This window comes from Halomonas sp. B23F22_3 (assembly GCF_043496965.1).
Lineage (GTDB): Bacteria > Pseudomonadota > Gammaproteobacteria > Pseudomonadales > Halomonadaceae > Halomonas.
Window position 1 is genome coordinate 238,988 of record NZ_JBIEKG010000006.1, and the last position, 25,522, is coordinate 264,509.

The window sequence follows — 25,522 nt, forward strand, 5'->3', positions numbered from 1 at the left end:
TCCGGGCGCCGCCGGGGAATCCGTCCCGCCCGGCGCAGATGCTATGGTATCGCCAGGTCCATCGCCTCAACCGGGGAGTCGACCCTGCGCCCTCCGAGCCCTCCTCTCTTGGGCATCGACAGGGGCAGGCCGTGCCTCCTCATCGACCACCTGACTGGGAGTTCCCGATGCCCCGTTACCCCGACCACCTGACCGGCGACGGCCCGACCAATCCCTTCCCCGGCATCCGCGTGCTGGAGCGGCGCCTGGGCCGGGAGATCCCCCACCGCCTGGGCTCCAACGAGGGGCTGGACATGCCCCATCGGGCCCTGCGCGAGCACTTCGGCGACGCCATGGTCGAGCACGCCTACTGCTACGGCGACTCCGAGGCGCTGGGCGTACGCCAGCGCCTCGCCGAGCAGCAGGGTATTCCCCTCGAGGCGCTGCTGGTCGATGCCGGCGCCGACAGCCTGATCGCGCTGGCCCTGCGCACCGTGGCCGAGCCCGGCACCACGGTGGTCGCCACCGCCGGCACCTACCCGACCTTCGGTTACTTCGCGAGGGGCCAGGGCTGCCGGCTGGTCGAGGTCGCCTACGAGGAATCGCCCGGACGCCTCGCCCCGGACCTCGAGGCCCTGGCGGCCGCGGCGCGCGAGACCCAGGCGCGGCTGGTCTATCTGGCCAACCCCGACAACCCCAGCGGGCATCTCCACGGTGACGATGCCGTGCGCCGGCTTCGCGAGGCCCTGCCCGACGACTGCTGGCTGCTGCTCGACGAGGCCTATCACGACTTCCGCGAGGACGCCGACAGCCCCTTCTCCCGCGAGGTGCTGCCCGGCGTGATCCGCCTGCGCACCCTCTCCAAGGCCCACGGCCTGGCCGGGCTGCGCATCGGCTATGCCATCGCCGTGCCCGAGACTCTGGCGATGATGATGAAGGTGCGCATCCACTACGCGGTGTCGACCCTGACCCAGGCCGCCGCCGAGGTCGTGCTCGACCATCCCGACGAGACCCGCGAGCACATCGCCGCCGTGCATCGGCGCCGGGAACGCCTGGCCGAGCACCTGCGCGGCCAGGGTGCCGAGGTGCTGCCCAGCGCCACCAACTTCATCGGCGTGCAGATGGAGAGCGCCGAGCTCGCCGAGCGGGTCAACCGGGAACTCCTCGAGGCCGGACGCCTGATCGCCCGCCCGGCTCATCCGGATCTGGGGCACGTGCTGCGCATCACCGCCGTGGAGGACGCCCTGGTGCCGGGCCGGCTGGCGATACTCGAGGAGGCCCTGCGCCAGGCCTAGTGACTCGCCCTCTAAGCGCATCGACCCCAGACCCAGAAGAGGCGTGACACGATGGAACCTCGCCTGCTCTATTCTCTGGCAGCGGACGCCATCCTGGTGGTTCATGCGGCCTTCGTGCTGTTCGTGGTACTGGGTCTGGCGCTGACGCTGGTCGGCAAGGGACGCGCCTGGCGCTGGGTGCGTCATCCCGGGTTCCGCCTGGCTCACCTGGTGGCGATTGGCATCGTGGTGCTGCAGGCCTGGCTGGGTGCGCTCTGTCCCCTCACCGCCTGGGAAATGGCGCTGCGGGAGAAGGCAGGAGATGTAATGTACACCGGCTCCTTCATCGCCTACTGGCTGCACGAGCTGCTGTACTATCAGGCCCCCGCCTGGGTCTTCACCGTCGTCTATACGCTATTCGCTGGTCTCGTGATCCTCAGCTGGTTCTGGGTTCGCCCTCGCTCCTTCCGCCGCAAGGGACGCCGTGACGCCCGCTGAGGCGTGATATCGCGGTCCGAGTGACTCCCCCCGGGTCATCGCGGAGGAATATCTCCTCGGCCGCGAATTCAGCGTGGCCGTGCTGGGCGCCAGAGGGGCCGGCGAGGAGCCGATATACCAGCCACCGCTGGAGATCGAGGACTAGATCCAACGCAGCTGGAGATCCGGCCGGGAGACCCTCCAGGCCTATCGCTTGGGCTACTTCAGCGCCCCTGAAGGGGCAACGATTCGAGATCCCATTAAGCGGGGCCTTCTACGCTAACCGCCTGACCCGTGGATCGACTCTCGCCTCCGTCGGTCGTACCCGCGCACAGCCGAGCTTGGCCTTACCGGCCACCTCCCCGGCATCGTGACGGCAAAGCGAGACACGACTTTTGGCGAAATGACAGTCGTGACAGGTGTCACGTGACAGGTGTAGCACCGGCGTATCACCATGGCCGACTCGAATCCTCCCTTTTCCTTAAACCCCGTTATAACTCAGCACATTAAACAGCGATCGCGATACACCAGCTTCTTGGCATGGCCCTTGCTCAAAGTATCCATGTCGCCCGTGACATACCGCGGTGACCATCAATACAAAACAACTCATGAGACACGGAGTCATGCCATGACTTTCACTCTGAAGCGTAAGATGCTTACCCTTCCCCTGTTATTGGCCGCCCAGGCCGCCCAGGCCGAACTGCCCGGCATGCAGGGGCCCCAACACTTTGGCTTTACCGTTCCCGACCGTCAGGCCGCCGTCGACTTCTTCGTCGAGGTGATCGGCTGCGAGGCCTACTTCACCATCGGCCCCTTCGGCCCCTTCGAGGACGACTGGATGACGGTGAACCTGAACGTCCAGCCGGAGGCCACCATTCCCGCCGCCCACCTGGTACGCTGCGGCGACGGCACCAACCTCGAGATCTTCGAATACACCGCGCCGGACCAGCGCACCGAACAGCCCCGCAACAGCGACATCGGCGGACATCATATCGCCTTCTATGTCGACGATATGGATCAAGCCGTGGCCTATCTGAAGGAGAACGATGTGAAGGTACTGGGTGAACCCCACACCTTCACCGAAGGCCCGATGGAAGGCCTGACCTGGGTCTACTTCATGGCGCCCTGGGGCATGCAACTCGAGATGGTCAGCGTGCCTTTCGGCAGCATGGGGTACGAAGAAGAGAACAGTGGCCGCCTCTGGGACCCCAGACACTAACCTCTGATCGCCTCTCAACCCATTCTTCGAGAGGGCCGCGAACCGACACCGGCGAGACAGCGAAAAAAGGAGATGGCCGATTGGCCATCTCCTTTGTATTACCCGCGGCACGCAAGGACATGCCAGGGCAGCGCCCGCCCAAGCAAGGATCACATCGATCTGGATGATCGGTTGAACATGGGTAAAGTTCGGCAGATCGCCCAGCATTTCCTGGCCGTGATGCGCGAGTGCGGCCTGAAATTCTTCTGCGGAGTTTCTCCAGACATTCACCAAACAGACGAGTGGCACGGCCGAGCCATCGGCCGCGACGATGCCCTAGCGCACCTCGGTGCGAGCCCTGTTGTTACCCCAGAAAACCGTTCACCAACGCCAAGTGTTGGTTGAGGGAGTCATCGACGTCGAACCTGACCCCGTTTTCGTTCGGGTAGGACATGGAAGCACAGAAAATGGCGCTTCGCCTCTCGTTGCTGGCGTCGTATCAATAGGTTGTGTGACTATCCCCGGTAACGCGCCAGCAAGGTGTCAAGGGTCTCTGGTTGGAAGCCGGGGATCGCCTCGCGCAACGCGATGTGTCGCTCGGCCCGGAAGCGCATGGGGTCACCGATACCGGCCTGGAAGTCGTTGACGACTGCCACCAGCTCCGCGGGATCCCCCTCGACCTGCATGGCGCCATGCACCAGCAGAGCCATGTCGCGACAGCCCCGTACCCGGCGCCAGCGCTGGGCAGTGCCGACCAGCTTGCGCCCGGTGATGCGCACGTTGAAGCGCCCATCGCAGTAGGAACCGGCGACCGGGCCGAGATCGGCGTCCGCCACGCCCAGATGACCGAGCCAATCGCACCAGGGATCGCCCAGGCGGTGGTAGCCCCACTCCAGGTGAGCCGCCGAGCCGCCCACCCGGCAGCGCTGGGCCAGGGCGACATTGATCACCTGGGGCGACTGGGGCACCGGCGTCCCGCCGGTGGCACGGAAGCGAACCGGCCAGCCCCGCTCGACCAGCCGTGCCCGGGCCTCGGGAAAGTCCGCCAGGCGCTCGTGGCGGCGCGGCATCACCAGGCCTCGGTCCCGGGGCGACCAGGCCAGCCAGCCGAGCGATAGCTCCCCCTGACAGACCATATCGAGGAGGGCCTCCTCGGCGAGGAGACCCTCCTCCACCGTGGGGCGTTGCAGGGTCATGCTGGAGATCTCTAGCGGAACGGCCATGGCTCCCCCGGGTCAGCAGCGCAGTTCATGGTCGAAGGCATCGGGCGCGATGCGCTCAATGCGCTCGACGAGTCTATCGAGAAAGGCCGCCGCCGGCGCGCCATTGACCGCGCGATGATCGAAGGTCAGCGACAGGCCGATCACTTCGGCCGACCGAACACCACCCGCCTCGTCGGGCACCACCCGCGCCTCGATGCCACCGATGCCAAGAATCGCCACCTGGGGCAGGTTGAGGATCGGCGTGAAATGGTGCACCCGGGAGCGCCCCAGGTTGGAGACGGTGAAGGTGGCCCCGGTCAGCTCACGGACCGAGAGCTTGCCGGCGCGGGCCTGCTCCACCAGGTCACGTCGTGCGCCGGGCAGTGCCCCCAGTTCGACCGATTGGGCATCGAACAGCGCCGGGGCCACCAGCAGGTCGTCAGGCAGCGGCACGGCGAGTCCCAGGTGCACCGCAGGGTGCTCGGTGATGCGGTTGTCTTCCAGGGTCGCATTCAGGGCCGGAAAGTCCTGGAGGGTTTGCACCACCAGGCGTAACAGGATGTCCTGCACCGAGGGCGGCGCGAGCCCGGCGCTACGACAGTGGGCGCGCAGCGCCTGCACGGCGCCGAGCTCGGCACCCGCATGGTGGGTCAGCTGGGCGGTCGACTGCAGGCTCTCGCGCATCTTGGTGGCGATCATCCCGCGCATGCCGCGCAGCGGGATCTCGCGAGGCTCACGTCTTCCGCCCGCCGGCGAGTGAGCCGCCCCCCCGGGGGCGGCGGCATTCTGGGTGTCGAGTGGCATGGAGAAACTCCTCAGGTTTCCAGGCTGGCGATGGAGGTGCCCTTGGCGACCACCTCGTCTTCCTGCTTGGCGATGGTCAGCACTCCGGAGACCGGGGCCTCGATCTCGTACTGGGCCTTCTCGACCATTACCTCGGCCACCAAGTCGCCCTGGGCGACCTCGCTGCCGTCATCCACCAGCCAGGCGGTGATCACGCCTTCGCCGGCGCCTTCCCAGAGGTCCTCGGGTACGGTAATCGCAGTGTTCACAGGTCTCTCCTCGGTCAATGGTTTCGCAGCATCTGATGGAAAGCGGCGACGATCTTGTCGGCATTGGGCAGGGCCCACTGCTCCATCGTCGGCGCGAAGGGGATCGGGATATCCGGGTAGGTCACACGCGCCGGGGCAGCCTTGAGGCGATGGTCGTGTTCGACCACGCTGGCGATGATCTCGCCGCTGACGCCGAAGCTGTGGTAGTCCTCATCGACCACGATCAGCCGGCCGGTCTTGGCCACCGAGGCACGCACCGTCTCGCGGTCCAGCGGCACGAGGCTTCTCAGATCGACGACCTCGGCGTCGAAGCCTTCGTCCCCCAGCGCCTTCGCGGCACGCAGGCAGTGGTGGACACCCGCGCCCAGGCTGACGAGGGTCAGGTCTTGGCCTTCCTTGACCACGGAGGCCTTGCCGATCTCGACGGTGTAGGGCTCCTCGGGTGTCGCCACGGTGGCGCCCTTCTCGGTGCCCAGCCAGCCCATGCCCTGCAACGACTTGTGGTACATGAAGACCACCGGGTTGTCGTCGCGGATCGCCGCGGTCATCAGGCCCTTGGCGTCATAGGCGTTGCTCGGCACCACCACCTTCATGCCCGGCAGGTGGGCGAAGGTGCCGTAGAGGCACTGGGAGTGCTGCCCGGCGTCCGAGTAGCCGCCGCCGGTGGAGGTCATCAGCACCATCGGTACCTTGACCTTGCCGCCGGAGAAGTAAGTGTTCTTGGCCATCAGGTTGTAGATGGCGTCCATGCACACGCCGAAGAAGTCGACGAACATCAGCTCGACGATGGGGCGCATGCCATCGGAGGCGGCGCCCACGGCGGCGCCGATGAAGGCGGTCTCGGAGATCGGGGTATCGCGCACACGTTCGGCCCCGAACTCCTCATGCAGGCCTCGAGTGTTACCGAAGACGCCGCCGAGTGGGCCCACGTCCTCGCCCATCACGAAGACCGACGGGTCCTGGCGCATTTCCTGGGCCGTGGCCTCGGCCATGGCCCGGGCGATGGTGAGCTTGCGAGAGCCGGTGACAGTATTCATGACATGACTCCTTCGCCCAGCCGCTGGCCGGGCCGTACGATGATCTTGATGTGCGACTTGTCATTGAGCAGGGTCTCGAACCCCTGCTCGACCACATCGTCCAGCACGATACGTGCGGTAATCAGGTCCTCGGCGCGAAAATAGCCCTGCTGCATCAGGGCCATCACGGCGGGATAGATGTGCCGGTAGGCGATGATGCCCTTCAGGGTGCGCTCCTTGATCACCAGGTCGTTGGGTTGGAAGGCCGCCTCGGTTTCCCAGATGCTGACGATCACTGTCTCGCCGCCGGCATGGGTGGCATTGATCGCTTGGTCCAGCACGGCGGAAATGCCGGTCACCTCGAAGGCGAAGTCGGCGCCACCCTGCGTCAAGGCATGCACCTGCTCTACCGCGTCCTGCTCTCGGGGGTCCACCACCTGGGCACCCAGCTCCCTCGCCTTGTGGCGGCGCGAGTCAGAAGGCTCCACGGCCACGATGCTGGCAGCCCCGGCGGCCTTGAGCGCCTCGATGATCATCAACCCGATGGGGCCTGCACCGAAGACCACGGCACTGTCACCGGCTTTCAGCGCGCTCTGACGCACCGCATGCAGGCCCACGGCAGCCGGCTCGATCAGTGCCCCCTGCTCATAGGAGAGGTCATCAGGCAGGGGGTGAACCATGTGCTCGCCGACGACCGTATATTCTGAGAATCCGCCCCCGCCACCCGAGAGACCATGGAACCCCAGCAACGGCGTCAGGTTGTAGCGCTCCATGAGATAGTGGCCATCTCGATTTGGCGAAAGGATGGGCTCGATGGCGACTCGGTCCCCCGGCTTGACTCGGGTGACACCTTTGCCCACTTCCACGACCTCACCGGCGAACTCGTGGCCCATGATGATGGGGGCCTGCTGCTGGCTGAGAGGATGCGGGGCATCGACCGGGATAAAGATGGGGCCGGCGCTGTACTCGTGAAGGTCGCTGCCGCAAATGCCGCAGGCCGCGATCTTCACCTTTACCTGGTGCGGCTCCTGGACGGTCGGGACCTGGACCGTTTCGACGCGGAGGTCTTTGGCTCGGTGCCAGACTGCCGCTTGCATCATATTCATGACGTTACTCCTGATTGTCGTTTTCGGTTCTTCGTGGCAATCAGACGAAGACGGTCTCGAGGGCCGCCTCGGCGGGCAGGAAGTCGCTCTCCCGAGCGAAGTGGATGGCCGCCTCGACACGTTCGTGAGCCTCGTCGACCAGGCGGCTGTCGGCGGCCTCGTCGAGCAATCCGGCCTCGATCAGCGCCTGGCGATAGCGCGGGATGGGATCATGACTCTGGAGCCCGGCCTTCTCTCCTTCGGGCCGATAGTCCTCACTGTCCCCCATGAAATGACCGGCCAGCCGCGAGGTCTCGATCTCGATCAGGGTCGGCCCTTGACCGTCACGGGCCCGGGCGATGGCCTCGCCGGCCGCGGCGAACACGCCCTCGACGTCGTTATCGGCGACATGCACCCCGGGCATGTTGTAGCTGCTGGCGCGCAGGTCGTTGCGCGGCACCGCGGTGGAGGCCTGCTTGGCCACCGAGATGCCCCAGGCGTTGTCCTCGATCACGAACACCACGGGCAGCTGCCAGACCGACGCCAGGTTCAGGGCCTCATGGAAGGCGCCCTGATTGGCCGCCCCCTCCCCCAGGAAGGCCACCGCCACCCCGGGCTTGCCCTGTATCTTCCGGGACAGGGCGGCGCCGGCCGCAGGCCCCAGGCTCTCGCCGATGATCCCCGAGCAGGAGAAGTTCACGTCGGCATCGAAGATGTGCATGTGGCCGCCACGCCCGCCGGAGAGGCCAGTCGCCTTGCCGAAGATCTCGGCGACCATGGCATTGAGGTCGACGCCCTTGGCCACGGCGATATGGTGCGGCCGGTGGGTGGCGACGACGACGTCCTCGGCGCCGAGGTGGGCGCAGACCCCGACCGCACAGGGTTCCTGGCCATTGGAGAGGTGCATCTCGCCGGGAATCGGCCCCTTGGCCATGTTGAAGACCGGCGTCTTGCCTTCCATGTAGATCGTCTCGATGCGCTCCTCGAGATGACGGCTGGTCACCATCTGACGGTACATCCACAGCCGCTGGTCATTGGTCGGTTGCATGGGGAGTCCTCCGCTCAGAGTTCTTGGCGCTGCATGCGCTCGGCGATGTGATCGGCCTGGCGCAGCGCCAGGGCGACGATGGTCAGGGTCGGGTTCTCGGCCCCGCTCGAGGTGAACTGGCTCCCGTCAGAGATGAACAGGTTGTCGATGTCGTGGGTCTGGCCCCACTGGTTGACCACCCCGTCCTCGGGCCGGGCGCTCATGCGGTTGGTGCCGACGTTATGGCTGGTGGGGAAGTCCGGCACCTTGAAGATGCGCTCGGCGCCCGCGGCCTCGTAGCAGCGCCGCGCCTGCTGCTCGCCATGGCTGCGCAACTTCACGTCGTTGGGGTGATCGCCCTTGTAGACGACGGGAACCGGCAGGCCGTACTGGTCCTTCTTGGTGTCGTGCAGAGTGATGCCGTTGCGCTCCATGGGCAGATCCTCACCGCAGATCCATACCCCGGAGAGGTGGTCGTACTTGTCCAGGGCGGTGGTGATATCGCGTCCCCAGCCGGCATTGGTGGGATCCATGAACTTGGCGAAGAAGGGCACGCCCAGCGACATCACCTCCAGGGTGTAGCCGCCGACGAAGCCCCGGGACGGATCGAGGCGCGCCTCATCGGAGATGATGCCCGCGAAGGTGGTGCCGCGATGCATGTGCACGGGCTTGGGCATCACGCCGAAGATGCAACTGGTGGCGTGGGTCATGTAGTTGCGACCCACCTGGCCGGAGGAGTTGGCCAGGCCATCCGGGAACATCGAGGAGTGAGAATTGAGCAGCAGGCGCGGCGACTCGATGGAGTTACCGGCGAGGCACACCGCCCTGGCTCGCTGACGGTGCTGGTTGCCATCGCCATCGGCATAGACCACCGCCGAGGCCCGGCCCTGATCGTCGTGCTCGATCTTCAGGGCCATGGAGCGCGGCCGCACCTCGCAGTGCCCGCTGGCCTCGGCGCGGGGAATATCGGTGTACATGGTCGACCACTTGGCACCGAAGCGGCAGCCCTGCATGCAGAAGCCGGCCTGCATGCAGCGGCTGCGCTCGTCGTACTCCTCGGTGTTGATGGCCATGGGACCGGAGCGCAGCTGGGTATAGCCGATGCGCTCGGCGCCGGCGGCCAGCACCTTGAAGTTGTTGTTCCACTGGTGATAGGGCATGCCGGTGGAGTCCCCGGTTACCCCCATATGGCGTTCGGCCTTTACATAGTAGGGCTCCAGGTCCTCGTAGGAGATCGGCCAGTCAAGCAGGTTGGCACCCTCGAGATCGCCGATCTCGCTGTGCAGCTTGAATTCATGGGGCTGGAAGCGCAGCGAGACGCCGGCCCAGTGGATGGTGCTGCCGCCCACCCCCTTGACGATCCAGGCCGGCAGGCCGGGGAAGGTCTCGGTGAGCTGGCGGGGACCGGCGGTGATGCGCTCATCGAGCCAGGAGATCTTCTTGAACATCTCCCATTCGTCATTCTCGATGTCGTTCATCTGGTAGCGCTTGCCGGCCTCCAGCACCACGCTGTCGATGCCCTTCTTGGCCAGGGCATGGGCCAAGGTGCCGCCGCCGGCCCCTGAGCCGATGATCACCACCACGCTGTCATCGTCATGGTCGAAACGTGTTGCCATGGCGTGTTTCCTCTCGAATCGGTTGTTGTTATCGGGTCACACCGGGATATCGGGCGTCACAGCCAGTCGATCTTCAGGTCATCGAAGCCGCGATGGAGGTATCCCCCCTGCTGCCACGACGATCCCTCGTAACCGAAATGCGGCTCCCAGAGCGCGGGGTTGTCGTAGAGCCCCACCACCAGGGTGCCCCTCACCGTCTGGAAGAAGTCGCCGTCCTCGATCTCGCGCAGCAGCGCCGCCCGGTCGGCCTCCTCGCCGATGTCGCCGTAGTCCTTCCCGTGGGCGTCACGCGCCCGCCGGTTGAGCTCGGCCAGGCCGTCGGCGATCAGCGCCCGCTGATTCTCCAGCAGCGGCTCGAGGGGGGTGAGGTAGTAGGTGTCGGGAATGGCATCGTGGGGGTAGATGTCACGGCCCATGCGCAGCAGGCCGGCGGCGAGGTCGGGTTCGGCCAGGGCCCAGCGTGGCCAGAGGCCGCCGGCGCCGAGCGCTGCTCCGGCAACCAACGCGCCTTGGCCGGTGAGGCTGAGGAAGCGACGCCGGCTCAGCGGCATCGCCTTGGGAGAAGAGGTCATGGCGTGGCTCCTGTTGTTGTGCAGCGCGATCGTCGCGCCGGTGGTCAGCCAGAGCGGCCATGGGGCCGCACGCCCCTTCCCTCGCAGATTCCGTGCCAGAAAGGGCCAGAAACGAATCAAGCCATTGTTTATAAAAGAAAAGGATAGCGAAAAAGGACGAAGGCAGACGTCTCCCACGCCGAGGGGGACGGCGACTATTACACTCGGCGTGACAACCCCGTTTACAGGAGGCGTTACAGGTGTAACGGGGGCGACCAAGGTCGAATCACCGTTGGTCTCTCCGGGGCGTACCTTGAATGAAAGGACAACGACAATAACCTGACACGCCGGCTCGCCGGCCACAGGCCATGACCATGAGTACCGCCCAGGCACAACGACAACACGTACAGACAATCCTGCACGCACGCGAGCATCCCGGCGCCGACGAAAACGCCGTCATCGAGCGTTCCTGGCGTCGCTGCATCGACCGCTACGGCCTCGACCCGGCAGCGCCCAGCCCTCCCCGCTATGTCCCCGACCGTACCCTGCGCGAGCATCAGGACCAGGCCGACGCCCTGATCCAGGTGGCCCGGGCCGGAGTGGAGCAACTCTATCGCCAGGTGAGACCGCTGGATTATGTGGTCCTGCTCACCGACGCCAGGGGCATCGCCGTGCAGTTTCTCGGCGCGAGCAGCGCCCAGCATGAGCACCAGCGCACCGGCCTCTATCTGGGGGCCGACTGGAGCGAGGAGCATGCCGGCACCTGCGCGGTGGGCACCTGCATCCATGAGCGAGTGCCGCTGACCTGCCACCACAGCGATCACTTCAGTGCCCACCACATTCGCCTGACCTGCACGGCGGCGCCGGTCTTCGACCCCGACGGCCAGCTGCTGGCGGTGCTGGACATCTCCGCCTATCGTTCCCCGGAATCCAAGACCTCCCAGACCTTCGCCCTGCAGGTGGTCAAGCACTATGCGCGGATGATCGAGGATGCCTACTTCCTGCAGCGCTTCAGTGGCTACCACATCGTCTGCCTGGACCGCTCTCGGGAGTTCGTGCAGATCAACCGGCGCTACCTGATCGCCATCGAGGAGGACGGCACCCTGCTGGCCGCCAACACCGCCGGCCGCAAGCTGCTGCGCCATCACGAGTTGCCACTGGCCGGCGCCGGTGACGCGCGGCCGTTCAAGGCCTGGCACATCCAGGACCTGATCGACGCCGAGATCGACGAGGTGCTCGACATCCACCGCTATGGAGACGACCGGGTGCGGGCCTTCCGTACCCACCGCCATCACGAACTGCACTTCGCCACCCTGCTCGAACCGCAGCGCCGCCGCGCCCCCAGCGGCCAAGCGCGCCCGGGCGAAAAAAGCAGCCTGGCCCCGCTGGAGGCCCTGGCCGACGATGACCCGGCGATGCGCGACACCCTGACCCGCGCCGCCCGGCTGCGCAACGAGCCGATCAACCTGCTGGTGATCGGCGAGACCGGCACCGGCAAGGAACGCATGGCGCGGGCGCTGCATGACTCCAGCCGTCGACGCGACCAGTCCTTCGTGGCGATCAACTGCGCCGCCATGCCCGAGTCGCTGATCGAGAGCGAGCTGTTCGGCTACGAGCCCGGCAGTTTCACCGGCGCCAACAGCAAGGGCATGAAGGGGCTGATCGCCCAGGCCAGCGGCGGCACCCTGTTCCTCGACGAGATCGGCGACATGCCGTTACAGCTGCAGACCCGGCTGCTGCGCGTGCTGGCCGAGGGGGAGGTGCTGCCGATCGGTGCCAACCGGCCGGTGAAGGTCGATCTGCGCGTCGTAGCGGCTACCCACCGCGACCTGCGTGGGCTGATCGACCTGGGACAGTTCCGCGAGGACCTCTTCTATCGCCTGAACGGCGCCAGCCTGCGGCTGCCGCCGCTACGTGAGCGGGCGGACCAGGGCTACCTGATCCGACGGCTCTTCGAGGACCTGAAGGCCGAGCGCGGCGACTCGCGGATACGGTTGCGGGGTGACGCCATGAGCGCCCTGCTCGCCTACCCCTGGCCGGGCAACATTCGAGAGCTGCATAACGCCCTGCGTTATGCCCTGGCCACCTGCGAAGGCGACGAGGTGGTGGTCGGCGACCTGCCGGAGGAATGCATCAGCGGTCACCTGGCGCATCCGGCGGCACGTCCCGCCGAGACGCCCGACGAGCTCGTCGCAGGCCACTCGGCGGTGTCACGCTCCATGGATCCACTCCACGAGGCCCTGCGACGCCAGCAGTGGAACATCAGCGCCGTGGCCCGCGAGCTCGGCCTCTCACGGCCGACCATCTACCGGCGCATGAAACGCCTCGGGATCACACCTCCTCACCAGCTGGATGCCCTGTGATACCGGAGCCCGCCCATCGACCCCGGTCGATGGGCTGTCCTCTCTGACGCGCAAGACACCCTGGTGCCGGGCCGGCTGACGATACTCGAGGAGGCCCTGCGTAAGGCCTGACCCTTCGAGCAAGGCCCAGGTGCGGCGGAATGAGGCGCAGGGAGTGACGGGGCGTGCGCTCAGCAGCGCCCCTGCATGGCAAGGCCGGGTGGACAGAAGCGCGAGCGCTGCCGATGGTGATGGCGGTCACGGTCGCGCCGACCATCGTGGTAATGGTCGCGGTCGCGGTGATGGCCCTCATAGTGCCGATAGTCGTAACGGTCGCGATCGTGGTGATCGTGGCGCTCATGACGACGGTGATGACCGCCGTGGTAACCGTCGATCTCGATCAGCGGCTCGGAGAGGATGCGCGGTGGCGTATAGCTACACCCCGCCAGGAGCAGGGCGCCGGCCAGCAGCACCACACACCCCGCCGTTCTGGAACCGTTCATGACGCTCCCCCCGTCTGGTCACGAGCGGGCCTGCCGGATCAGCAGCGCCCTTTCTTGGCCTGGCCAGGCGGGCAGAAGCCGCCACCGTGGCTGCGACGATCGTGGTCGTGACGATCGTGGTGATCGCCGAACTCAATCAGCGGCTCGGAGGTGATCCGCGCCGGCGTATAGCTGCAGCCCGCCAGCACGGTCGTGGCGATCAGCAGGAGGGACAGCAGGAGGACTCGACGGGTCATAGGGTCTCTCGTGAATGGAGAATGAAGGATCGCCATTCTAACGAACCAGTGCCCTCTCCCCCATGTGGCGTAGCCGCGACGCTGATGTCGCCGTAAAGAGACAATCATTGCCCTGGCCCACCATGAGGACGCGACCAGCGATGAGCGTTGACGCCCGACACGCGCAGGGCCAGGCCCGCCCACTATAGTGAAGGCACGGGTAGTGTAAGGACCGGCCGTGAAAGTGCCGGTCCCCGCGTGCTTCAGGGAGCCTGACCCATGACAGGGACGATCACCCAGCATCGAGCCGCCCTCATCCCCACGCTCGCGTCAGGCCACGGGGAGACGTGCCACCCCGCCTCACGGCACGTTTCCCGTCGCTAGCCGGGAGCGCTCGCATGACACTGGCCCTCATCCTGCTGTTGCCGATGCTCGGCGCGCTGCTGCCGGCGCTGTCTCGACGCGGCAGCTGCCGACGACTGGCCAGCCTGGCCGCCCTGCCCACGGTCGCGAGCCTTCTCCTGCTGCTGAGCCTGCTGCCGCGGGTCTCACGCGGCGAGACGATCATTACCGAGCTTGGCTGGCTGCCCTCGCTGGGGCTCAACCTGGCGCTGCGCCTCGACGCCCTGGGGCTGCTGTTCGCCCTGCTGATCACCGGCATCGGCGGCTTGATCCTGCTCTTCGCGCGCTACTACTTCGAGGGCAGCGCCTCGGCCGCCCGCTTCTTCACCCTGGTACTGCTGTTCATGGCGGTGATGCTCGGCATCGTGCTGTCCGAGAACCTGCTGTTCATGCTGGTGTTCTGGGAGCTGACCAGCCTGGTGTCGTTCCTGCTGATCGGCTTTCACAGTGACCGTCAGGCGGCCCGGCTGGGCGCGCGAATGTCGCTGGTGATCACCGGCGGCGGCGGGCTGGCCCTGCTCGGCGGCATCGTGCTGCTCGGCCAGGCCGCCGGCAGCTACGAGCTCTCGGTGGTGCTCGAGGCCGGCGAGCGGATCCGTGCCCACGAGCACTATGGCCTGATGCTCAACCTGATCCTGCTCGGCGCCTTCACCAAGTCGGCCCAGTTCCCCTTCCACCTCTGGCTGCCCCACGCCATGACGGCGCCGACCCCGGTCTCCGCCTACCTGCACAGCGCGACCATGGTCAAGGCGGGGCTCTTCCTGCTCGCCCGGCTGCATCCGGCCCTGGCCGACACCGAGCTCTGGTTCCACCTGGTCACCCTGACCGGGATGCTGACGCTGATGGTGGGGGCCTTCGTGGCCATGTTCATGCACGACATGAAGGGGCTGCTGGCCTACTCCACGGTCTCCCACCTGGGGCTGATCATGCTGCTGCTGGGGCTGGGCACCCCCATGGCGCTGGCGGCGGCGCTCTTCCACCTGGTGTGCCATGCGCTCTTCAAGGCGCCGCTGTTCATGATGGCGGGATACGTGGATCGCGCCACCGGCACCCGCGACATGCGCCGCATCAACGGCATGTGGCGCTTCATGCCGACGCTGATGGCACTCTCGGCGATCCCCGCCGCCGCCATGGCCGGCCTGCCGCTGATGAGCGGCTACCTGAGCAAGAAGATGCTGTTCGGCGAGAGCCTGCGGGTGGTCGCGCCCGAGTGGGCGACGCTGGTGATTCCCGCCTGGGTCACCCTGGCCGGGCTCTTCTCGGTGGCCTACTCGATTCGCATCTTCCATAACGTCTACTTCAACGGGCGCCCCATCGACCTGCCCGTCTGGCCGCCCCGCGAGCCCCGCAAGGCGGCCCTCACGCCCATCGCGCTGCTGGCCCTGGCCACGCTCCTGGTGGGCCTGGCGGCCCAGGGGCTCTACACGATGCTCGTCCACCCGGCGTTCGAGGCCGCCCGCCAGGCCGAGCTTGCCGCCTTCGACTTCGCGACCCTGGGCGGCCCCCGGACGGGGCTGATGAGCCTCGTCGCCCTGGCGGGCGGCGCGCTCTTCTATGCGATACGCGACCCGCTGTTTCGCCTCCACGCCCGCCTGCCCGAGGTGGATGCCAAGGAGATCTTCGACTGGGCCATGCGCCGCGCCATCGAGCTCTCCCAGCGCCGCGTCTTCCAGCTCGAGAACGGTTCGCTGCAGCGCTACCTGACCTTCATCATGGTCACCGTGGTGGTGCTGGTCGGCGTGGAGCTGCTCGCCGTGGCGCGCTGGAACGGCGGCATGCCGCTGGGCGCCCTCGATCCGCTTACCGTGCTGGCCGCCGGCCTGCTCTGCCTGGCAGCCATCGGCGTGGTGGTCTTCCACCATTACCGGCTGCCGGCCCTGCTGCTGCTCGGGGTGACCGGGCTCTTCGTGACCGTCGCCTTCGCGCGCTTCTCGGCGCCGGACCTGGCCCTGACCCAGCTGATGGTGGAGGTGATGGCGGTGGTGATCATGATGCTGGCGCTCTCCTTCCTGCCCCAGCAGTCGCCCCGGGAGTCCACGCGCCTGCGGATGGGTCGCGACCTGGCCATCGCCGGCCTAGTGGGCGCCGGCGTCGCGGCCTTCAGCTTCGCCATCCTGACCCGTCCGCAGCACACCATCTCCGACTTCTTCCTCGCCAACAGCCTGCCCGGCGGGGGCGGCACCAACGTGGTCAACGTGATCCTGGTGGACTTCCGCGGCTTCGATACCCTGGGCGAGATCACGGTGCTCGGCATCGCCGCCGTGGCGGTCTTCGCCTTCACCCGCGACCTGCACCTCAAGGAGCGGGTGGTCGACACCAACCCCGGGCACTGGGTGGCCGAGCCGCACCCGATCATGCTCAGCACCGTGGCGCGGCTGGTGCTGCCGATCGCCCTGCTGGTCTCGGCCTACATCTTCCTGCGCGGCCACAACCAGCCCGGCGGCGGCTTCATCGCCGGGCTGATCACCGCCGTGGCCTTCACCCTGCAGTACATGGCGGGCGGCCTGGCCTGGGCCCAGACCCGCATGCTCACCGCCTTCCGGCCGCTGATCGGGGCCGGCCTCTTGATCGCCGTGGCCACGGGGCTCGGCAGCTGGCTGTTCGGTGTCCCGTTCCTCACCTCGGCCCACGGGCACTTTCACCTGCCGCTGATCGGCGAGTTCGAGCTGGCCACCGCCATGCTCTTCGACCTCGGCGTCTATGCCACCGTGGTCGGGGCGACGCTGCTGGTGCTGGCCAACCTCGGCAAGCTGATGACCGTGGCCGGCCCCGGCAAGGAGATCGGCTGATGGAACTGCTCTATGCGATGACGCTAGGCGTGCTGACCACCTGCGGGGTCTACCTGCTGCTGCGCGCGCGCACCTTCACGGTGATCCTGGGCCTCACCCTGCTCTCCCACGCCGTCAATCTCTACCTCTTCGCCTCGGGACGACTGGTCGCCGGCGCGCCGGCCATCGTCGGCCTCACCGAGCGCTCGGCCGACCCGCTGCCCCAGGCCCTGGTGCTCACCGCCATCGTCATCGGCTTCGCCATGACCGCCTTCGTGGTGGTGCTGGCCCTCAAGGCGGCGGTGGAGCTGCGCAACGACCACGTCGACGGCGAGAACCCCGACGAGGATCGCCTATGACCCATGCGCTGATCCTGCCGATCCTGCTGCCGCTGATCACCGGGGCGAGCCTGCTGCTGCTCTATCGGCTGCCGTTCGGAGTGCAGCGCCTGGCCGGCCTCGCCAGCACCCTGGGCCTCGTGCTGCTGGGCGCCTGGGCCCTGGGCGCGGCCAGCGGCGGGGAGTATCGGCTCTATCATGCCGGCGACTGGCCGGCGCCCTTCGGCATCGTGCTGATCCTCGACCGGCTGAGCGCCCTGATGCTGGCGCTCACCGCCGCCCTGGGGCTTGGCTGCCTGCTCTACGCCAGCCGCGGCATCGACCGCCGCGGGGCGCACTTCCACGCCCTCTTCCAGTTCCAGCTGGCCGGCCTCAACGGCGCCTTCCTGACCGGCGACCTGTTCAACCTCTTCGTGTTCTTCGAGATCCTGCTGATCGCCTCCTACGCGCTGCTGCTGCACGGAGGCGGCCGGGCGCGCAGCCGTGCCGGCCTGCACTACGTGATCATCAACCTGGTGGGCTCGGCGCTGTTCCTGGTCGCCCTGGGCACGCTCTACGGGCTCACCGGCACCCTCAACATGGCCGACCTGGCCCTCGAGGTGGCCGCCGCTCCCCCGGGCGACGCGCCGCTGCTGGCGGCGGCCAGCATGGTGCTGCTGGTGGTGTTCGGCATCAAGGCCGCCATCCTGCCGCTGCTGTTCTGGCTGCCCCGCGCCTACTCGGCCGCCAGCGCCCCGGTGGCCGCGCTCTTCGCCATCATGACCAAGGTCGGCGTCTACGCCATCCTGCGGGTCTTCCTGCTAGTCTTCGGGCTGGGCGAGGCACCGGTCAATGCCGCCGCCTGGCAGTGGCTGTGGCCGCTGGCGCTGGCGACCCTGGCGCTGGGCGGCGTCGGGGTGCTGGGCTCGGACAGCCTGCGCACCCTGACCGCCTACCTGGTGATCATCTCGGTGGGCACCCTGCTCGCCACCCTGAGCCTCGTGACGCCGGCGACGCTCGCCGCCGCGCTCTTCTACCTGATCCACAGCACCGGCATGGCGGCCGCCTTCTTCCTGCTCGCCGACCTGCTGGGCCAGCAGCGCGACGAGGGCTACGACCGCTTCTCGGTGGCGGCCCCCGTGGGGCATCGCGGGATGCTCGGCAGCCTGTTCTTCCTCGCCGCCATCGCCGCCGTCGGCCTGCCGCCGTTCGCCGGCTTCGTCAGCAAGGCCTGGATCCTCCAGGCGAGTGCCGGGGAGCCCGGGGGGCTCTGGCTGTGGGGCGTGCTGCTCGCCGCGGCGCTGCTGACCCTGATCGCCGTCAGCCGCACCGGCAGCAGCTGGTTCTGGCGCCCCGGTGGGGCGGGCAAAGCAGAAGCGCGCCCGCTGGATCGCGGCTGCCTGGCCATCGTCTGTGTCATGGTGGCCCTCAACGGCGCGCTCTCGGCGCTGGGCGAGCCGATCATGGGGTATCTCGCGCTGACCGCCGAGCAGCTGCTCACGCCCCGGGCCTACATCGCCGCCATGCTGCCGGAGACGCTGGCCGTCGCCACGGAGGTCGCGCCATGACGCCGAACGTCCGCTCCCGGCAGTTCTGGCTGCCGCACCCGCTCTTCTCGCTCTTCCTGGCCCTGCTGTGGCTGCTGATGGTCAACGACCTGAGCGTCGCCCACGCCCTGCTGGGGCTGGCGCTGGGCGTGGCGATCCCCCTCGTGACCCACGCCTTCTGGCCGGAGGAGGCGAAGATCCGGCGACCGCTGCCGCTGCTGCGCTACCTGGGGGTGCTCTTGATCGACATCCTGCGCTCCAACCTGGTGGTGGCCCTGCGCATCCTGCGCCCCGCCCGCGAGCTGCGGCCGGGCTTCTTCACCTATCCGCTGACCCTGGACGACGACTTCGCCATCACCCTGCTGGCCAGCACCATCTCGCTGACGCCGGGCACCGTCTCGCTCCACTACGACGGCGAGGCCAACACCCTGCTGATCCACGCCCTGCACCTGGAGGACGAGGCCGAGGCCATCGCCGCCATTCGCACGCGCTACGAGCAGCCCCTGGAGGAGATCTTCCGATGATTGCCGTCGTCATCCCCATCGCCATGACGCTCTTCGCCGTCGCCGCCCTGCTGAACCTCTACCGCCTGGCCATCGGCCCGGACATCGTCGACCGGATCCTGGCGCTGGATACCCTGATGATCAACAGCATCGCGCTGATCGTGCTCGCCGACCTGAGGATGGGCCTCGGCGTGCTCTTCGAGCTGGCGCTACTGATCGCATTGATGGGCTTCGTCGGCACCGTGGCCATGAGCAAGTACCTGCTGCGGGGGGACGTCATCGAATGAGCCCCCTCGACATGCCGGCCGCCCTGCAGCTCGTCGTCGCCGCCTTCCTGCTGGTCGGCGCCCTGGTGGCGCTGATCGGCTCCTGGGGCCTGGCCAAGCTGCCCGACTTCTACACCCGGCTGCACGGCCCCACCAAGGCCAGCACCCTGGGCGTCGGCTGCACCCTGATCGGCTCGCTGCTCTTCTTCAGCCACCAGCAGGACGGCGTCTCGGTGCAGGAAGCGCTGGTGACGATCTTCCTGTTCGCCACCGCCCCGGTCAGCGCCCACATGATGGGCAAGGCCGCCCTGCGCCGACGCCTCGGGGGCGTGCCGGGTACCCGAAACCCGCCCGACCGCTAGCCTCAGCCATCACCATTTGACTTCTGGGCCCCAATGGTCAGAATGATATTCACTCTCATTTGAGCCTCATGGTGCACTATGAACGCGGAACGCTCCCAGCTCTACTACGCCTGCGTTTTCCTGCACGTCTCCTTCCAGGCGATCCAGCACTCGGTCGCCTGCTCCTCCCGCCGGGACGACACCCCCTGCTGGCTGGATGCGCAGACGATGAGCCTGCTGCTTCGCGAGTTGCAGCGCTGCCGTCGACAGGCGGGCCCATTCAAGGAGGTCTATCCGTCCCTGGACACGGCCTTCTATCACTGCGGCCTGCTGATGGCCCTGTGCCCCGGCGCCCTCAACCGTCCGCTCTGCCAGCACCACCTCGAGGCCATCATCGCGCCGCTCAAGGAGGCCACGGCGCAACTCTCGGGCAAGGTGGACCCGGCGCCTGGAAGCCGCGCCCCGTCGCCCGGGCAGCGGCTGCGTCGCTGGCTCGGGTGGTAGAGGCGGCGGCCTGCCGGCCGACTCAGGCGTTGTGCACCACTCGCCCCAGCTCTGCGATGTCGTAGCCGCCCAGCGCCGCAGCCCGCTCGGCGAAGCGCGGCGCCTGGGCGAAGGCCAGCAGGCGCTGCATCGGCGGCTCGAAGACGCTGCGTCGCCGCAGGGCCAGGTCGAAGGCCTCCTCGTGAAGCGGCACGAAGGCGAGCCCCTGGCGGCGAGCCGCGGCCTCCACCCCCAGCCCCACGTCGGCCTCGCCCTGGCGGATGGCGAGTGCCAGGTCGTCCTCGCTGAGCGAGGGATGGGTAACGAAGCGCGGCTCGCCCGGATCGATGCCCGCCCGCTCCAGCAGCCAAAGCAGCAGCCGATGGGCGCCGGCATCCGGCTGACGATGGGCGACCCGCACCCGCCGATCCGCCAGATCCTTCAGCGCGGCAATGCCCAGCGGGTTATCGGGCGCCAGCAAGAGCCCCTGGCGGCGCGTCGCCCAGCGCAGCGTCACCAGGTCGCGCATGCCGGAAAGGCCCAGCGCCTCGGGGCGGTTGTAGTCGCCGCTGCGCTGCTCCAGCAGGTGAAGCCCCGCCACCATCGCCTCGCCCGAAAGCAGGCGCCGCACCCCGTCGCCGCTACCGTGACACAGCAGCGCCAGGCCCGCGCCGCTCTCGCGCACCGCCCACTCCAGCAGCGGGTCCTGGCTGCCGGCGAGTACAAGGGGCACGGGGCGGCTGCTCGCCTGGTCGCCCTCCAGGTGGCTCATCAGCCACAGGTCGATGGCCTGGCGCGGGAAGAGCAGCTTCCCGGTCACCCGCACGCAGGGGATACCGCCCTGGCGCACCAGGTCATAGACCTTGCGCTCCTTCAAGCGCAGATAGTCGGCCACCTCGGCGGTGGTCAGGTAGGCGTGGTGCGGGCCGAGTGCCATGAGACTCCCCTTATTACAGGTACGGGTACAGTTACAGGCTAGGCTGAATTCGTCGTTTTCCTGCATCTTACTGCATGAATTCCCGCTCCGGGTGCATCAGCTCGTTTTAACGCACAAGATGCCAGTAGAACGCAGGAGAGCCCGATGCCCGACGATGCCAACGCCTTCCAGACCGCCCTGGCCCTGATCCTCGGGCTCGATCCCGACCTGATCGGGATCGTCACGCTGTCGCTGAAGGTCTCGCTCTCCGCCGTGCTGATCGCCGCGCTGATCGCCCTGCCACTGGGCGCGGCGATCGCGCTGTGGCGCTTCCCCGGCCGCGGGGTGCTGATCGTGGCGCTCAATGCCCTGATGGGGCTGCCGCCGGTGGTCGCCGGGCTCGCGGTCTACCTGCTGCTCTCGCGTGCCGGCCCGCTGGGCGAACTGGGTCTGTTGTTCACGCCCGGGGCCATGGTGATCGCCCAGGTCATCCTGGTGCTGCCGATCATCGCCGCGCTGACGCGTCAGCAGGTCGAGGAGCTTCACGGCGACTATCGCGAACAGCTCACCTCCATGGGCGTCTCCCGGGCGCGGCGCATCCCCACCCTGCTGTGGGACGCCCGCTTCGGCCTGACCACCGTGCTGCTCGCCGGCTTCGGCCGCGCCAGCGCCGAGGTCGGGGCGGTGATGATCGTCGGCGGCAACATCGACGGCGTGACCCGGGTGATGACCACCGCCATCGTGCTGGAGACCAGCAAGGGCGACCTGCCCCTGGCGCTGGGGCTCGGCATCGTGCTGCTCGCGCTGGTCGCACTGGTCAACGCCGCCGCCCACCTGGTCGGCGAGACGGCACGGAGACGGGTCGGATGAACGAGCTGACCCGCCTGGACGTCACGGCCATCCCCCCGCTCGCCCTCGAGGGGGTCGGCTTCAGCCACCGCGGCCAGCCGCTGCTGCACCCCGTCGACCTGCGCCTCAGCGGCTGCCACTGCACCCTGGTGATGGGCCCCAACGGCGCCGGCAAGAGCCTGCTGATGCGCCTCGCCCACGGCCTGGTCACGCCGACGACCGGCCGCGTGCGCTGGGAGGGCCGCCCGCCGCGCCAGGCCATGGTCTTCCAGCGCCCGGTGCTGCTGCGCCGCTCGGCCCTGGCCAACCTCACCTATGCCCTGGCGATCGCCGGCACGCCCCGCCGCCAGCGCAAGCCGCTGGCCCGGGAGGCGCTGGCGCGCTTCGGGCTGGCCGCCCTGGAGGCGCGCCCGGCCCGGGTGCTCTCCGGCGGCGAGCAGCAGCGCCTGGCGCTGGCCCGGGCGTGGCTGGCCCGGCCCGAGGTGCTGTTCCTCGACGAGCCGACCTCGGCGCTGGACCCCGCCGCCATCAAGGCGGTGGAGGATGCGGTGCGCGACTTCCACCGTCGCGGCACGCGCATCGTGATGACCAGCCACGACCTGAACCAGGCGCGCCGGCTGGCCGACGACATCGTGCTGATGGTGGACGGACGGCTCGTCGAGCACGGCCCCTCCGAGACCTTCTTCACGGCTCCCGCCTCCCACGAGGCGCGGGCCTTCATCCGGGGCGAGCTGATCTGGTGACGGCCCGCCCATCGCAGCGTGTGACATCTCACTCGGCAGTAAAAAAGGAACGGCATCATGAGAAGGAAAGGCACCATGCAACCGGCAGGACTCACCCTCGTCGCCCTCGGCCTGATGGCCGCCTCGCTCGGCGCCAGCGCCCAGGATGAGGAGCGCCATATCACCCTGGCCTCGACCACCTCCACCCAGAACTCGGGGCTCTTCGACGCCATCATTCCCCAGTTCAGCGAGGCGAGCGACATCGAGGTGCGCGTGGTCGCCGTGGGCACCGGCCAGGCCTTCGAGATCGCCCGCCGCGGCGATGCCGACAGCCTGCTGGTCCACGATACCACCGGTGAGGAGCGCTTCGTCGCCGAGGGCTACGGCACCGAGCGCGCCAACGTCATGTACAACGACTTCGTGATCGTCGGGCCGAGCGACGACCCGGCCGGCATCGCCGATGCCGAGAGCATCGAGGAGGCGCTGTCCGACATCGCCGAGGCCGAGGCGCCCTTCGCCTCCCGCGGCGACGACAGCGGCACCCACCGCGCCGAGCAGCGCCTGTGGGACGCCGCCGGCGTGGAGCCGGGCGGTGAGTGGTACCGCGAGCTCGGCAGCGGCATGGGCCCGACCCTGAACACCGCCGCCGGCATGGACGCCTACGCGATGAGTGACCGCGCCACCTGGGTCGCCTTCGACAACCGCCAGAACCTCGATCTGCTGTTCGAGGGCGACGAGGCGCTCTTCAACCAGTACGGCAGCCTGCTGATCTCCGCGGAACGCCATCCTCACTTGAAGCACGATCTCGCCGAGCAGTGGCACGAGTGGCTGCTCTCCGAGGATGGCCAGGCCGCCATCGCCGACTTCGAGGTCAAGGGTCAGCAGCTGTTCTTCCCCAACGCCCACGCCGACTGACTCGGCGATAACATCGCCTCACCCGCAGACCCGCCAGTGCCCGGCCACATACGGCCGGGCCACGCTTGGCCGGGCCACGTTTGGCCGGGCCATCACAGGCCTGCGCTTCACCGTCGGGCCTAGCGGGAATATCGCTGGAGCTCCTCGGCGAATTCACTTCGCAATCGCGTCCACTCCATCTTGAACCAGGGCGTATAGTGCTCCGGGCGGGTGGCCAACGCGGCATCGAGCTCGGCGGGTGATATCCAGCACCAGTCGGCGATCTCCTGGCGGTTGGGGCGTGGCGTATCGTCCGTGACCCCAAGATATACCCAGCAAAGCTCGTGCTCGGCGCCGCTTGAACCGTACTGGGCCTGATAGCGGAACTTGTAGAGGTAGGCGAGTGGCGCCTCGATGCCGACCTCCTGCCAGAGTCGCCGGTGAATCGCCTCTGCCATGGGCTCGCCTCGGCGGGGGTGACTGCAGCAGCTGTTGGACCAGTACAGCGGCCAGAGGCGCTTGCCTTCCGCTCGCTGCTGCAGCAGAAGCTCCCCGTTACGGTTGAACACGAACAGCGAGAAGGCGCGATGCAGCACACCGCTTCCTTCGTGGCACCGGGCCTTGCTCAAATGCCCCAGCTCCCTGTCCTCGTCATCGACCAGGATCAGCTCCTCGTCGTCGAAGGACACGGTCTCGTCGCGTCCGCTTGCGCCAGTGCTAAGCAATGGTCACCTCCTTGGCCATGATATCGGTCTACTCCTCGTCATTGCCTAGCCGAAGGCCGCAGCGCGCCGCCGAAGCCCCCTTACCCTCGGAAGGCTCAAACGTCCATGCACTGAGTGCCGGGTGGTGGCCCGCGGGCGGCGCGAGGGGCAATCCCCGGGTCACACCGCCGAACAGCAGCTTGAGCACGCCATCATGACGCGTGGCCAGACGGGTACTCGCGATGGCGGCCTGGACCGTGCGGCGTGACACCTTGACCTGCTGCCCCGTGCAGTAGGTCGGCCGGGCGTCAATCCGCCTGAGCGTGAGCACGGCCAGGCCGATGGCCCATAGGCAGAAACGTCGGATCCCCGCTTCCTGCGCTGGCACCATCAGGGTGAAGCGAAAGGCTTGACGCAGATGCGCATGCGCGATGCCGATCATGTAGCGCAGGGCGGTGGCGAACGCCGGATCACTGCGTCCCGGCGCCAGGCTCGCCACGTCCACGCCGAACTCCCGAAATTCCCGACGGGGCAGCCAGCAGACGCCTCGCTGCCGATCATCCCAGAGGTCCTTGAGGATATTGGTAAGCTGCAGCCCCTGCCCGAACGAAGGGGCCAGGGCCAGCATCTCGGCACGCTGCTCATGCATGTCGCCTGAATACTGACAGAACAGCTCGGTGAGCATCTCCCCCACGACGCCGGCCACGTGATAGCAGTAGCGATCCACCTCGCCCAGGTCGGCCAGGCCCTCCAGACTGGCATTCTCCTGGTAATGGCCCATGCCCCGGCACATGATGCCCACACACTGGACCAGCGCCTGCTGCTGGGGCGCGGCGAGGCTATGGGTGCAGCGGACGACCAGTGGCGTGTTGGCCAGCAGCCCTCGCTCTTCCGGTGACGTGGCCTGCGAGAGTAGCGGCGTGACCTGCCTGGCGAAACGCTGGGCCTCCTCCTCCCCTCTCAGCACCGCCAGAAACCGTTCGTGCAGGAGGCCCTTCTGCACCGCGGAAAGCGCCGGTTCATCCTCCAGGGTGTCGGCGATACGGCAGAGCAGGTAGGCATTGGTCACCACCTTGCACAGCTCGAGCGGAAGCTGAGGGATGGTGAGGGCGAAGGTGCGGGACACCCCGCCAAGGACCTTGCGCTGATAGGCGTCTGCCTCTGCAATGTCAGAAGCCGTCGCAAGGACCTTGGCCATGGCAGTACACCCATTCATGTGTGGCGATTGACCGACCCGCGCGACGTGCCAGTGTCGAGACAGAGTTTCAGGCAA

General features: G+C 67.7%; 28 protein-coding genes. 15 read left to right on the forward strand and 13 right to left on the reverse strand.

The window, feature by feature from the left end:
- Positions 1-167: 167 nt before the first annotated feature.
- From ACGTNG_RS15465 to ACGTNG_RS15480, 4 genes are all read left to right on the forward strand, one after another.
- Positions 168-1,274 carry a pyridoxal phosphate-dependent aminotransferase gene (locus ACGTNG_RS15465; protein ID WP_394797415.1) on the forward strand — a complete coding sequence of 369 codons (1,107 nt, stop codon included), beginning with the start codon at positions 168-170 and terminating at the stop codon, positions 1,272-1,274.
- Between the two features lie 51 nt (positions 1,275-1,325).
- Positions 1,326-1,751 (forward strand): DUF2784 domain-containing protein, encoded by a 426-nt coding sequence (locus tag ACGTNG_RS15470; RefSeq protein WP_394797416.1) that lies wholly within the window; start codon positions 1,326-1,328, stop codon positions 1,749-1,751.
- Positions 1,752-2,358: 607 nt separating this feature from the next.
- A complete protein-coding gene (locus ACGTNG_RS15475; RefSeq protein WP_394797417.1) occupies positions 2,359-2,949 on the forward strand; it encodes a VOC family protein in 591 nt (196 codons plus the stop codon).
- A gap of 72 nt (positions 2,950-3,021) precedes the next feature.
- On the forward strand, positions 3,022-3,333 hold the full coding sequence (locus tag ACGTNG_RS15480) for a hypothetical protein (RefSeq protein ID WP_394797418.1): 312 nt from the start codon (positions 3,022-3,024) through the stop codon (positions 3,331-3,333).
- A gap of 110 nt (positions 3,334-3,443) precedes the next feature.
- On the opposite strand, the gene ACGTNG_RS15485 is transcribed toward ACGTNG_RS15480, so the two are convergent.
- From ACGTNG_RS15485 to ACGTNG_RS15520, 8 genes are read right to left on the reverse strand one after another with little or no spacing between them, the layout of a single operon-like run.
- Positions 3,444-4,124, reverse strand: coding sequence for a lipoyl protein ligase domain-containing protein (locus ACGTNG_RS15485; protein WP_394797419.1), 681 nt, complete (start codon positions 4,122-4,124; stop codon positions 3,444-3,446).
- Between the two features lie 39 nt (positions 4,125-4,163).
- A complete protein-coding gene (locus ACGTNG_RS15490) occupies positions 4,164-4,934 on the reverse strand; it encodes a 2-oxo acid dehydrogenase subunit E2 (RefSeq protein ID WP_394797420.1) in 771 nt (256 codons plus the stop codon).
- Positions 4,935-4,945: 11 nt separating this feature from the next.
- Entirely contained in the window at positions 4,946-5,182 is a 237-nt protein-coding gene (locus ACGTNG_RS15495) for a biotin/lipoyl-containing protein (protein ID WP_315584999.1), read from the reverse strand.
- Between the two features lie 14 nt (positions 5,183-5,196).
- The gene (locus ACGTNG_RS15500) at positions 5,197-6,219 is read right to left on the reverse strand and encodes an alpha-ketoacid dehydrogenase subunit beta (protein WP_394797421.1); all 1,023 of its coding nucleotides are present in this window, start codon (positions 6,217-6,219) and stop codon (positions 5,197-5,199) included.
- The gene (locus ACGTNG_RS15505) at positions 6,216-7,304 is read right to left on the reverse strand and encodes a 2,3-butanediol dehydrogenase (RefSeq protein WP_444875024.1); all 1,089 of its coding nucleotides are present in this window, start codon (positions 7,302-7,304) and stop codon (positions 6,216-6,218) included. The genes ACGTNG_RS15500 and ACGTNG_RS15505 overlap by 4 nt, the downstream gene beginning before the upstream one ends.
- A 40-nt stretch (positions 7,305-7,344) precedes the next feature.
- A complete protein-coding gene (locus tag ACGTNG_RS15510) occupies positions 7,345-8,331 on the reverse strand; it encodes a thiamine pyrophosphate-dependent dehydrogenase E1 component subunit alpha (protein ID WP_394797422.1) in 987 nt (328 codons plus the stop codon).
- Positions 8,332-8,345: 14 nt separating this feature from the next.
- Positions 8,346-9,926 (reverse strand): GMC family oxidoreductase, encoded by a 1,581-nt coding sequence (locus tag ACGTNG_RS15515; protein ID WP_394797423.1) that lies wholly within the window; start codon positions 9,924-9,926, stop codon positions 8,346-8,348.
- A 56-nt stretch (positions 9,927-9,982) separates the two neighbouring features.
- The gene (locus ACGTNG_RS15520; RefSeq protein WP_394797424.1) at positions 9,983-10,498 is read right to left on the reverse strand and encodes a gluconate 2-dehydrogenase subunit 3 family protein; all 516 of its coding nucleotides are present in this window, start codon (positions 10,496-10,498) and stop codon (positions 9,983-9,985) included.
- A 353-nt stretch (positions 10,499-10,851) separates the two neighbouring features.
- On the opposite strand from ACGTNG_RS15520, the gene ACGTNG_RS15525 reads away from it, so the two are divergent.
- Positions 10,852-12,840 carry a sigma-54-dependent Fis family transcriptional regulator gene (locus tag ACGTNG_RS15525; RefSeq protein WP_394797425.1) on the forward strand — a complete coding sequence of 663 codons (1,989 nt, stop codon included), beginning with the start codon at positions 10,852-10,854 and terminating at the stop codon, positions 12,838-12,840.
- A gap of 170 nt (positions 12,841-13,010) precedes the next feature.
- Here the strand turns inward: ACGTNG_RS15525 and ACGTNG_RS15530 are convergent, their stop codons facing one another.
- Both ACGTNG_RS15530 and ACGTNG_RS15535 read right to left on the reverse strand, forming a co-directional pair.
- Positions 13,011-13,322 carry a hypothetical protein gene (locus ACGTNG_RS15530; RefSeq protein WP_394797426.1) on the reverse strand — a complete coding sequence of 104 codons (312 nt, stop codon included), beginning with the start codon at positions 13,320-13,322 and terminating at the stop codon, positions 13,011-13,013.
- Between the two features lie 38 nt (positions 13,323-13,360).
- Positions 13,361-13,558: a hypothetical protein gene (locus ACGTNG_RS15535; protein ID WP_089849084.1), complete on the reverse strand. Its 198-nt coding sequence runs from the start codon at positions 13,556-13,558 to the stop codon at positions 13,361-13,363.
- 377 nt (positions 13,559-13,935) lie between these two features.
- Between ACGTNG_RS15535 and ACGTNG_RS15540 the strand changes: the two genes are divergently transcribed.
- From ACGTNG_RS15540 to ACGTNG_RS15570, 7 genes are all read left to right on the forward strand, one after another.
- Positions 13,936-16,728, forward strand: coding sequence for a monovalent cation/H+ antiporter subunit A (locus ACGTNG_RS15540; protein ID WP_394797427.1), 2,793 nt, complete (start codon positions 13,936-13,938; stop codon positions 16,726-16,728).
- Positions 16,728-17,066 (forward strand): Na+/H+ antiporter subunit C, encoded by a 339-nt coding sequence (locus tag ACGTNG_RS15545; RefSeq protein ID WP_089849080.1) that lies wholly within the window; start codon positions 16,728-16,730, stop codon positions 17,064-17,066. Before ACGTNG_RS15540 ends, ACGTNG_RS15545 begins: the two co-directional genes overlap by 1 nt.
- Complete coding sequence (locus tag ACGTNG_RS15550; RefSeq protein WP_394797428.1) at positions 17,063-18,592, forward strand: monovalent cation/H+ antiporter subunit D; 1,530 nt, start codon at positions 17,063-17,065, stop codon at positions 18,590-18,592. Before ACGTNG_RS15545 ends, ACGTNG_RS15550 begins: the two co-directional genes overlap by 4 nt.
- Positions 18,589-19,095, forward strand: coding sequence for a Na+/H+ antiporter subunit E (locus ACGTNG_RS15555; protein WP_394797429.1), 507 nt, complete (start codon positions 18,589-18,591; stop codon positions 19,093-19,095). Before ACGTNG_RS15550 ends, ACGTNG_RS15555 begins: the two co-directional genes overlap by 4 nt.
- The gene (locus ACGTNG_RS15560) at positions 19,092-19,361 is read left to right on the forward strand and encodes a K+/H+ antiporter subunit F (protein WP_394797430.1); all 270 of its coding nucleotides are present in this window, start codon (positions 19,092-19,094) and stop codon (positions 19,359-19,361) included. The genes ACGTNG_RS15555 and ACGTNG_RS15560 overlap by 4 nt, the downstream gene beginning before the upstream one ends.
- Entirely contained in the window at positions 19,358-19,702 is a 345-nt protein-coding gene (locus tag ACGTNG_RS15565) for a Na+/H+ antiporter subunit G (RefSeq protein ID WP_394797431.1), read from the forward strand. The genes ACGTNG_RS15560 and ACGTNG_RS15565 overlap by 4 nt, the downstream gene beginning before the upstream one ends.
- Positions 19,703-19,780: 78 nt before the next feature.
- Entirely contained in the window at positions 19,781-20,185 is a 405-nt protein-coding gene (locus ACGTNG_RS15570) for a hypothetical protein (protein ID WP_394797432.1), read from the forward strand.
- A gap of 22 nt (positions 20,186-20,207) precedes the next feature.
- On the opposite strand, the gene ACGTNG_RS15575 is transcribed toward ACGTNG_RS15570, so the two are convergent.
- Complete coding sequence (locus ACGTNG_RS15575; RefSeq protein WP_394797433.1) at positions 20,208-21,101, reverse strand: substrate-binding domain-containing protein; 894 nt, start codon at positions 21,099-21,101, stop codon at positions 20,208-20,210.
- A gap of 144 nt (positions 21,102-21,245) precedes the next feature.
- On the opposite strand from ACGTNG_RS15575, the gene ACGTNG_RS15580 reads away from it, so the two are divergent.
- From ACGTNG_RS15580 to ACGTNG_RS15590, 3 genes are all read left to right on the forward strand, one after another.
- Positions 21,246-21,950 (forward strand): ABC transporter permease, encoded by a 705-nt coding sequence (locus ACGTNG_RS15580; protein ID WP_394797434.1) that lies wholly within the window; start codon positions 21,246-21,248, stop codon positions 21,948-21,950.
- Positions 21,947-22,672: an ATP-binding cassette domain-containing protein gene (locus ACGTNG_RS15585; protein ID WP_394797435.1), complete on the forward strand. Its 726-nt coding sequence runs from the start codon at positions 21,947-21,949 to the stop codon at positions 22,670-22,672. The genes ACGTNG_RS15580 and ACGTNG_RS15585 overlap by 4 nt, the downstream gene beginning before the upstream one ends.
- A gap of 75 nt (positions 22,673-22,747) precedes the next feature.
- Positions 22,748-23,566: an ABC transporter substrate-binding protein gene (locus tag ACGTNG_RS15590; RefSeq protein WP_394797436.1), complete on the forward strand. Its 819-nt coding sequence runs from the start codon at positions 22,748-22,750 to the stop codon at positions 23,564-23,566.
- Between the two features lie 119 nt (positions 23,567-23,685).
- On the opposite strand, the gene idi is transcribed toward ACGTNG_RS15590, so the two are convergent.
- A complete protein-coding gene (idi, locus tag ACGTNG_RS15595; RefSeq protein ID WP_394797437.1) occupies positions 23,686-24,234 on the reverse strand; it encodes an isopentenyl-diphosphate Delta-isomerase in 549 nt (182 codons plus the stop codon).
- Between the two features lie 64 nt (positions 24,235-24,298).
- Positions 24,299-25,447, reverse strand: a complete 1,149-nt coding sequence (locus tag ACGTNG_RS15600; RefSeq protein WP_394797438.1) for a phytoene/squalene synthase family protein — start codon at positions 25,445-25,447, stop codon at positions 24,299-24,301.
- Between the last annotated feature and the right edge of the window lie 75 nt (positions 25,448-25,522).

Excerpts from the sequence above, each read along its gene's own strand:
- ACGTNG_RS15465 (WP_394797415.1), top strand. The coding sequence starts at position 168 with ATGCCCCGTTACCCCGACCACCTGACCGGCGACGGCCCGACCAATCCC.
- ACGTNG_RS15470 (WP_394797416.1), top strand. The coding sequence starts at position 1,326 with ATGGAACCTCGCCTGCTCTATTCTCTGGCAGCGGACGCCATCCTGGTG.
- ACGTNG_RS15475 (WP_394797417.1), top strand. The coding sequence starts at position 2,359 with ATGACTTTCACTCTGAAGCGTAAGATGCTTACCCTTCCCCTGTTATTG.
- ACGTNG_RS15480 (WP_394797418.1), top strand. The coding sequence starts at position 3,022 with ATGGCCGATTGGCCATCTCCTTTGTATTACCCGCGGCACGCAAGGACA.
- ACGTNG_RS15485 (WP_394797419.1), bottom strand. The coding sequence starts at position 4,124 with ATGACCCTGCAACGCCCCACGGTGGAGGAGGGTCTCCTCGCCGAGGAG.
- ACGTNG_RS15490 (WP_394797420.1), bottom strand. The coding sequence starts at position 4,934 with ATGCCACTCGACACCCAGAATGCCGCCGCCCCCGGGGGGGCGGCTCAC.
- ACGTNG_RS15500 (WP_394797421.1), bottom strand. The coding sequence starts at position 6,219 with ATGAATACTGTCACCGGCTCTCGCAAGCTCACCATCGCCCGGGCCATG.
- ACGTNG_RS15505 (WP_444875024.1), bottom strand. The coding sequence starts at position 7,304 with ATGAATATGATGCAAGCGGCAGTCTGGCACCGAGCCAAAGACCTCCGC.
- ACGTNG_RS15510 (WP_394797422.1), bottom strand. The coding sequence starts at position 8,331 with ATGCAACCGACCAATGACCAGCGGCTGTGGATGTACCGTCAGATGGTG.
- ACGTNG_RS15515 (WP_394797423.1), bottom strand. The coding sequence starts at position 9,926 with ATGGCAACACGTTTCGACCATGACGATGACAGCGTGGTGGTGATCATC.
- ACGTNG_RS15520 (WP_394797424.1), bottom strand. The coding sequence starts at position 10,498 with ATGACCTCTTCTCCCAAGGCGATGCCGCTGAGCCGGCGTCGCTTCCTC.
- ACGTNG_RS15525 (WP_394797425.1), top strand. The coding sequence starts at position 10,852 with ATGAGTACCGCCCAGGCACAACGACAACACGTACAGACAATCCTGCAC.
- ACGTNG_RS15530 (WP_394797426.1), bottom strand. The coding sequence starts at position 13,322 with ATGAACGGTTCCAGAACGGCGGGGTGTGTGGTGCTGCTGGCCGGCGCC.
- ACGTNG_RS15535 (WP_089849084.1), bottom strand. The coding sequence starts at position 13,558 with ATGACCCGTCGAGTCCTCCTGCTGTCCCTCCTGCTGATCGCCACGACC.
- ACGTNG_RS15540 (WP_394797427.1), top strand. The coding sequence starts at position 13,936 with ATGACACTGGCCCTCATCCTGCTGTTGCCGATGCTCGGCGCGCTGCTG.
- ACGTNG_RS15545 (WP_089849080.1), top strand. The coding sequence starts at position 16,728 with ATGGAACTGCTCTATGCGATGACGCTAGGCGTGCTGACCACCTGCGGG.
- ACGTNG_RS15550 (WP_394797428.1), top strand. The coding sequence starts at position 17,063 with ATGACCCATGCGCTGATCCTGCCGATCCTGCTGCCGCTGATCACCGGG.
- ACGTNG_RS15555 (WP_394797429.1), top strand. The coding sequence starts at position 18,589 with ATGACGCCGAACGTCCGCTCCCGGCAGTTCTGGCTGCCGCACCCGCTC.
- ACGTNG_RS15560 (WP_394797430.1), top strand. The coding sequence starts at position 19,092 with ATGATTGCCGTCGTCATCCCCATCGCCATGACGCTCTTCGCCGTCGCC.
- ACGTNG_RS15565 (WP_394797431.1), top strand. The coding sequence starts at position 19,358 with ATGAGCCCCCTCGACATGCCGGCCGCCCTGCAGCTCGTCGTCGCCGCC.
- ACGTNG_RS15570 (WP_394797432.1), top strand. The coding sequence starts at position 19,781 with ATGAACGCGGAACGCTCCCAGCTCTACTACGCCTGCGTTTTCCTGCAC.
- ACGTNG_RS15575 (WP_394797433.1), bottom strand. The coding sequence starts at position 21,101 with ATGGCACTCGGCCCGCACCACGCCTACCTGACCACCGCCGAGGTGGCC.
- ACGTNG_RS15580 (WP_394797434.1), top strand. The coding sequence starts at position 21,246 with ATGCCCGACGATGCCAACGCCTTCCAGACCGCCCTGGCCCTGATCCTC.
- ACGTNG_RS15585 (WP_394797435.1), top strand. The coding sequence starts at position 21,947 with ATGAACGAGCTGACCCGCCTGGACGTCACGGCCATCCCCCCGCTCGCC.
- ACGTNG_RS15590 (WP_394797436.1), top strand. The coding sequence starts at position 22,748 with ATGCAACCGGCAGGACTCACCCTCGTCGCCCTCGGCCTGATGGCCGCC.
- ACGTNG_RS15600 (WP_394797438.1), bottom strand. The coding sequence starts at position 25,447 with ATGGCCAAGGTCCTTGCGACGGCTTCTGACATTGCAGAGGCAGACGCC.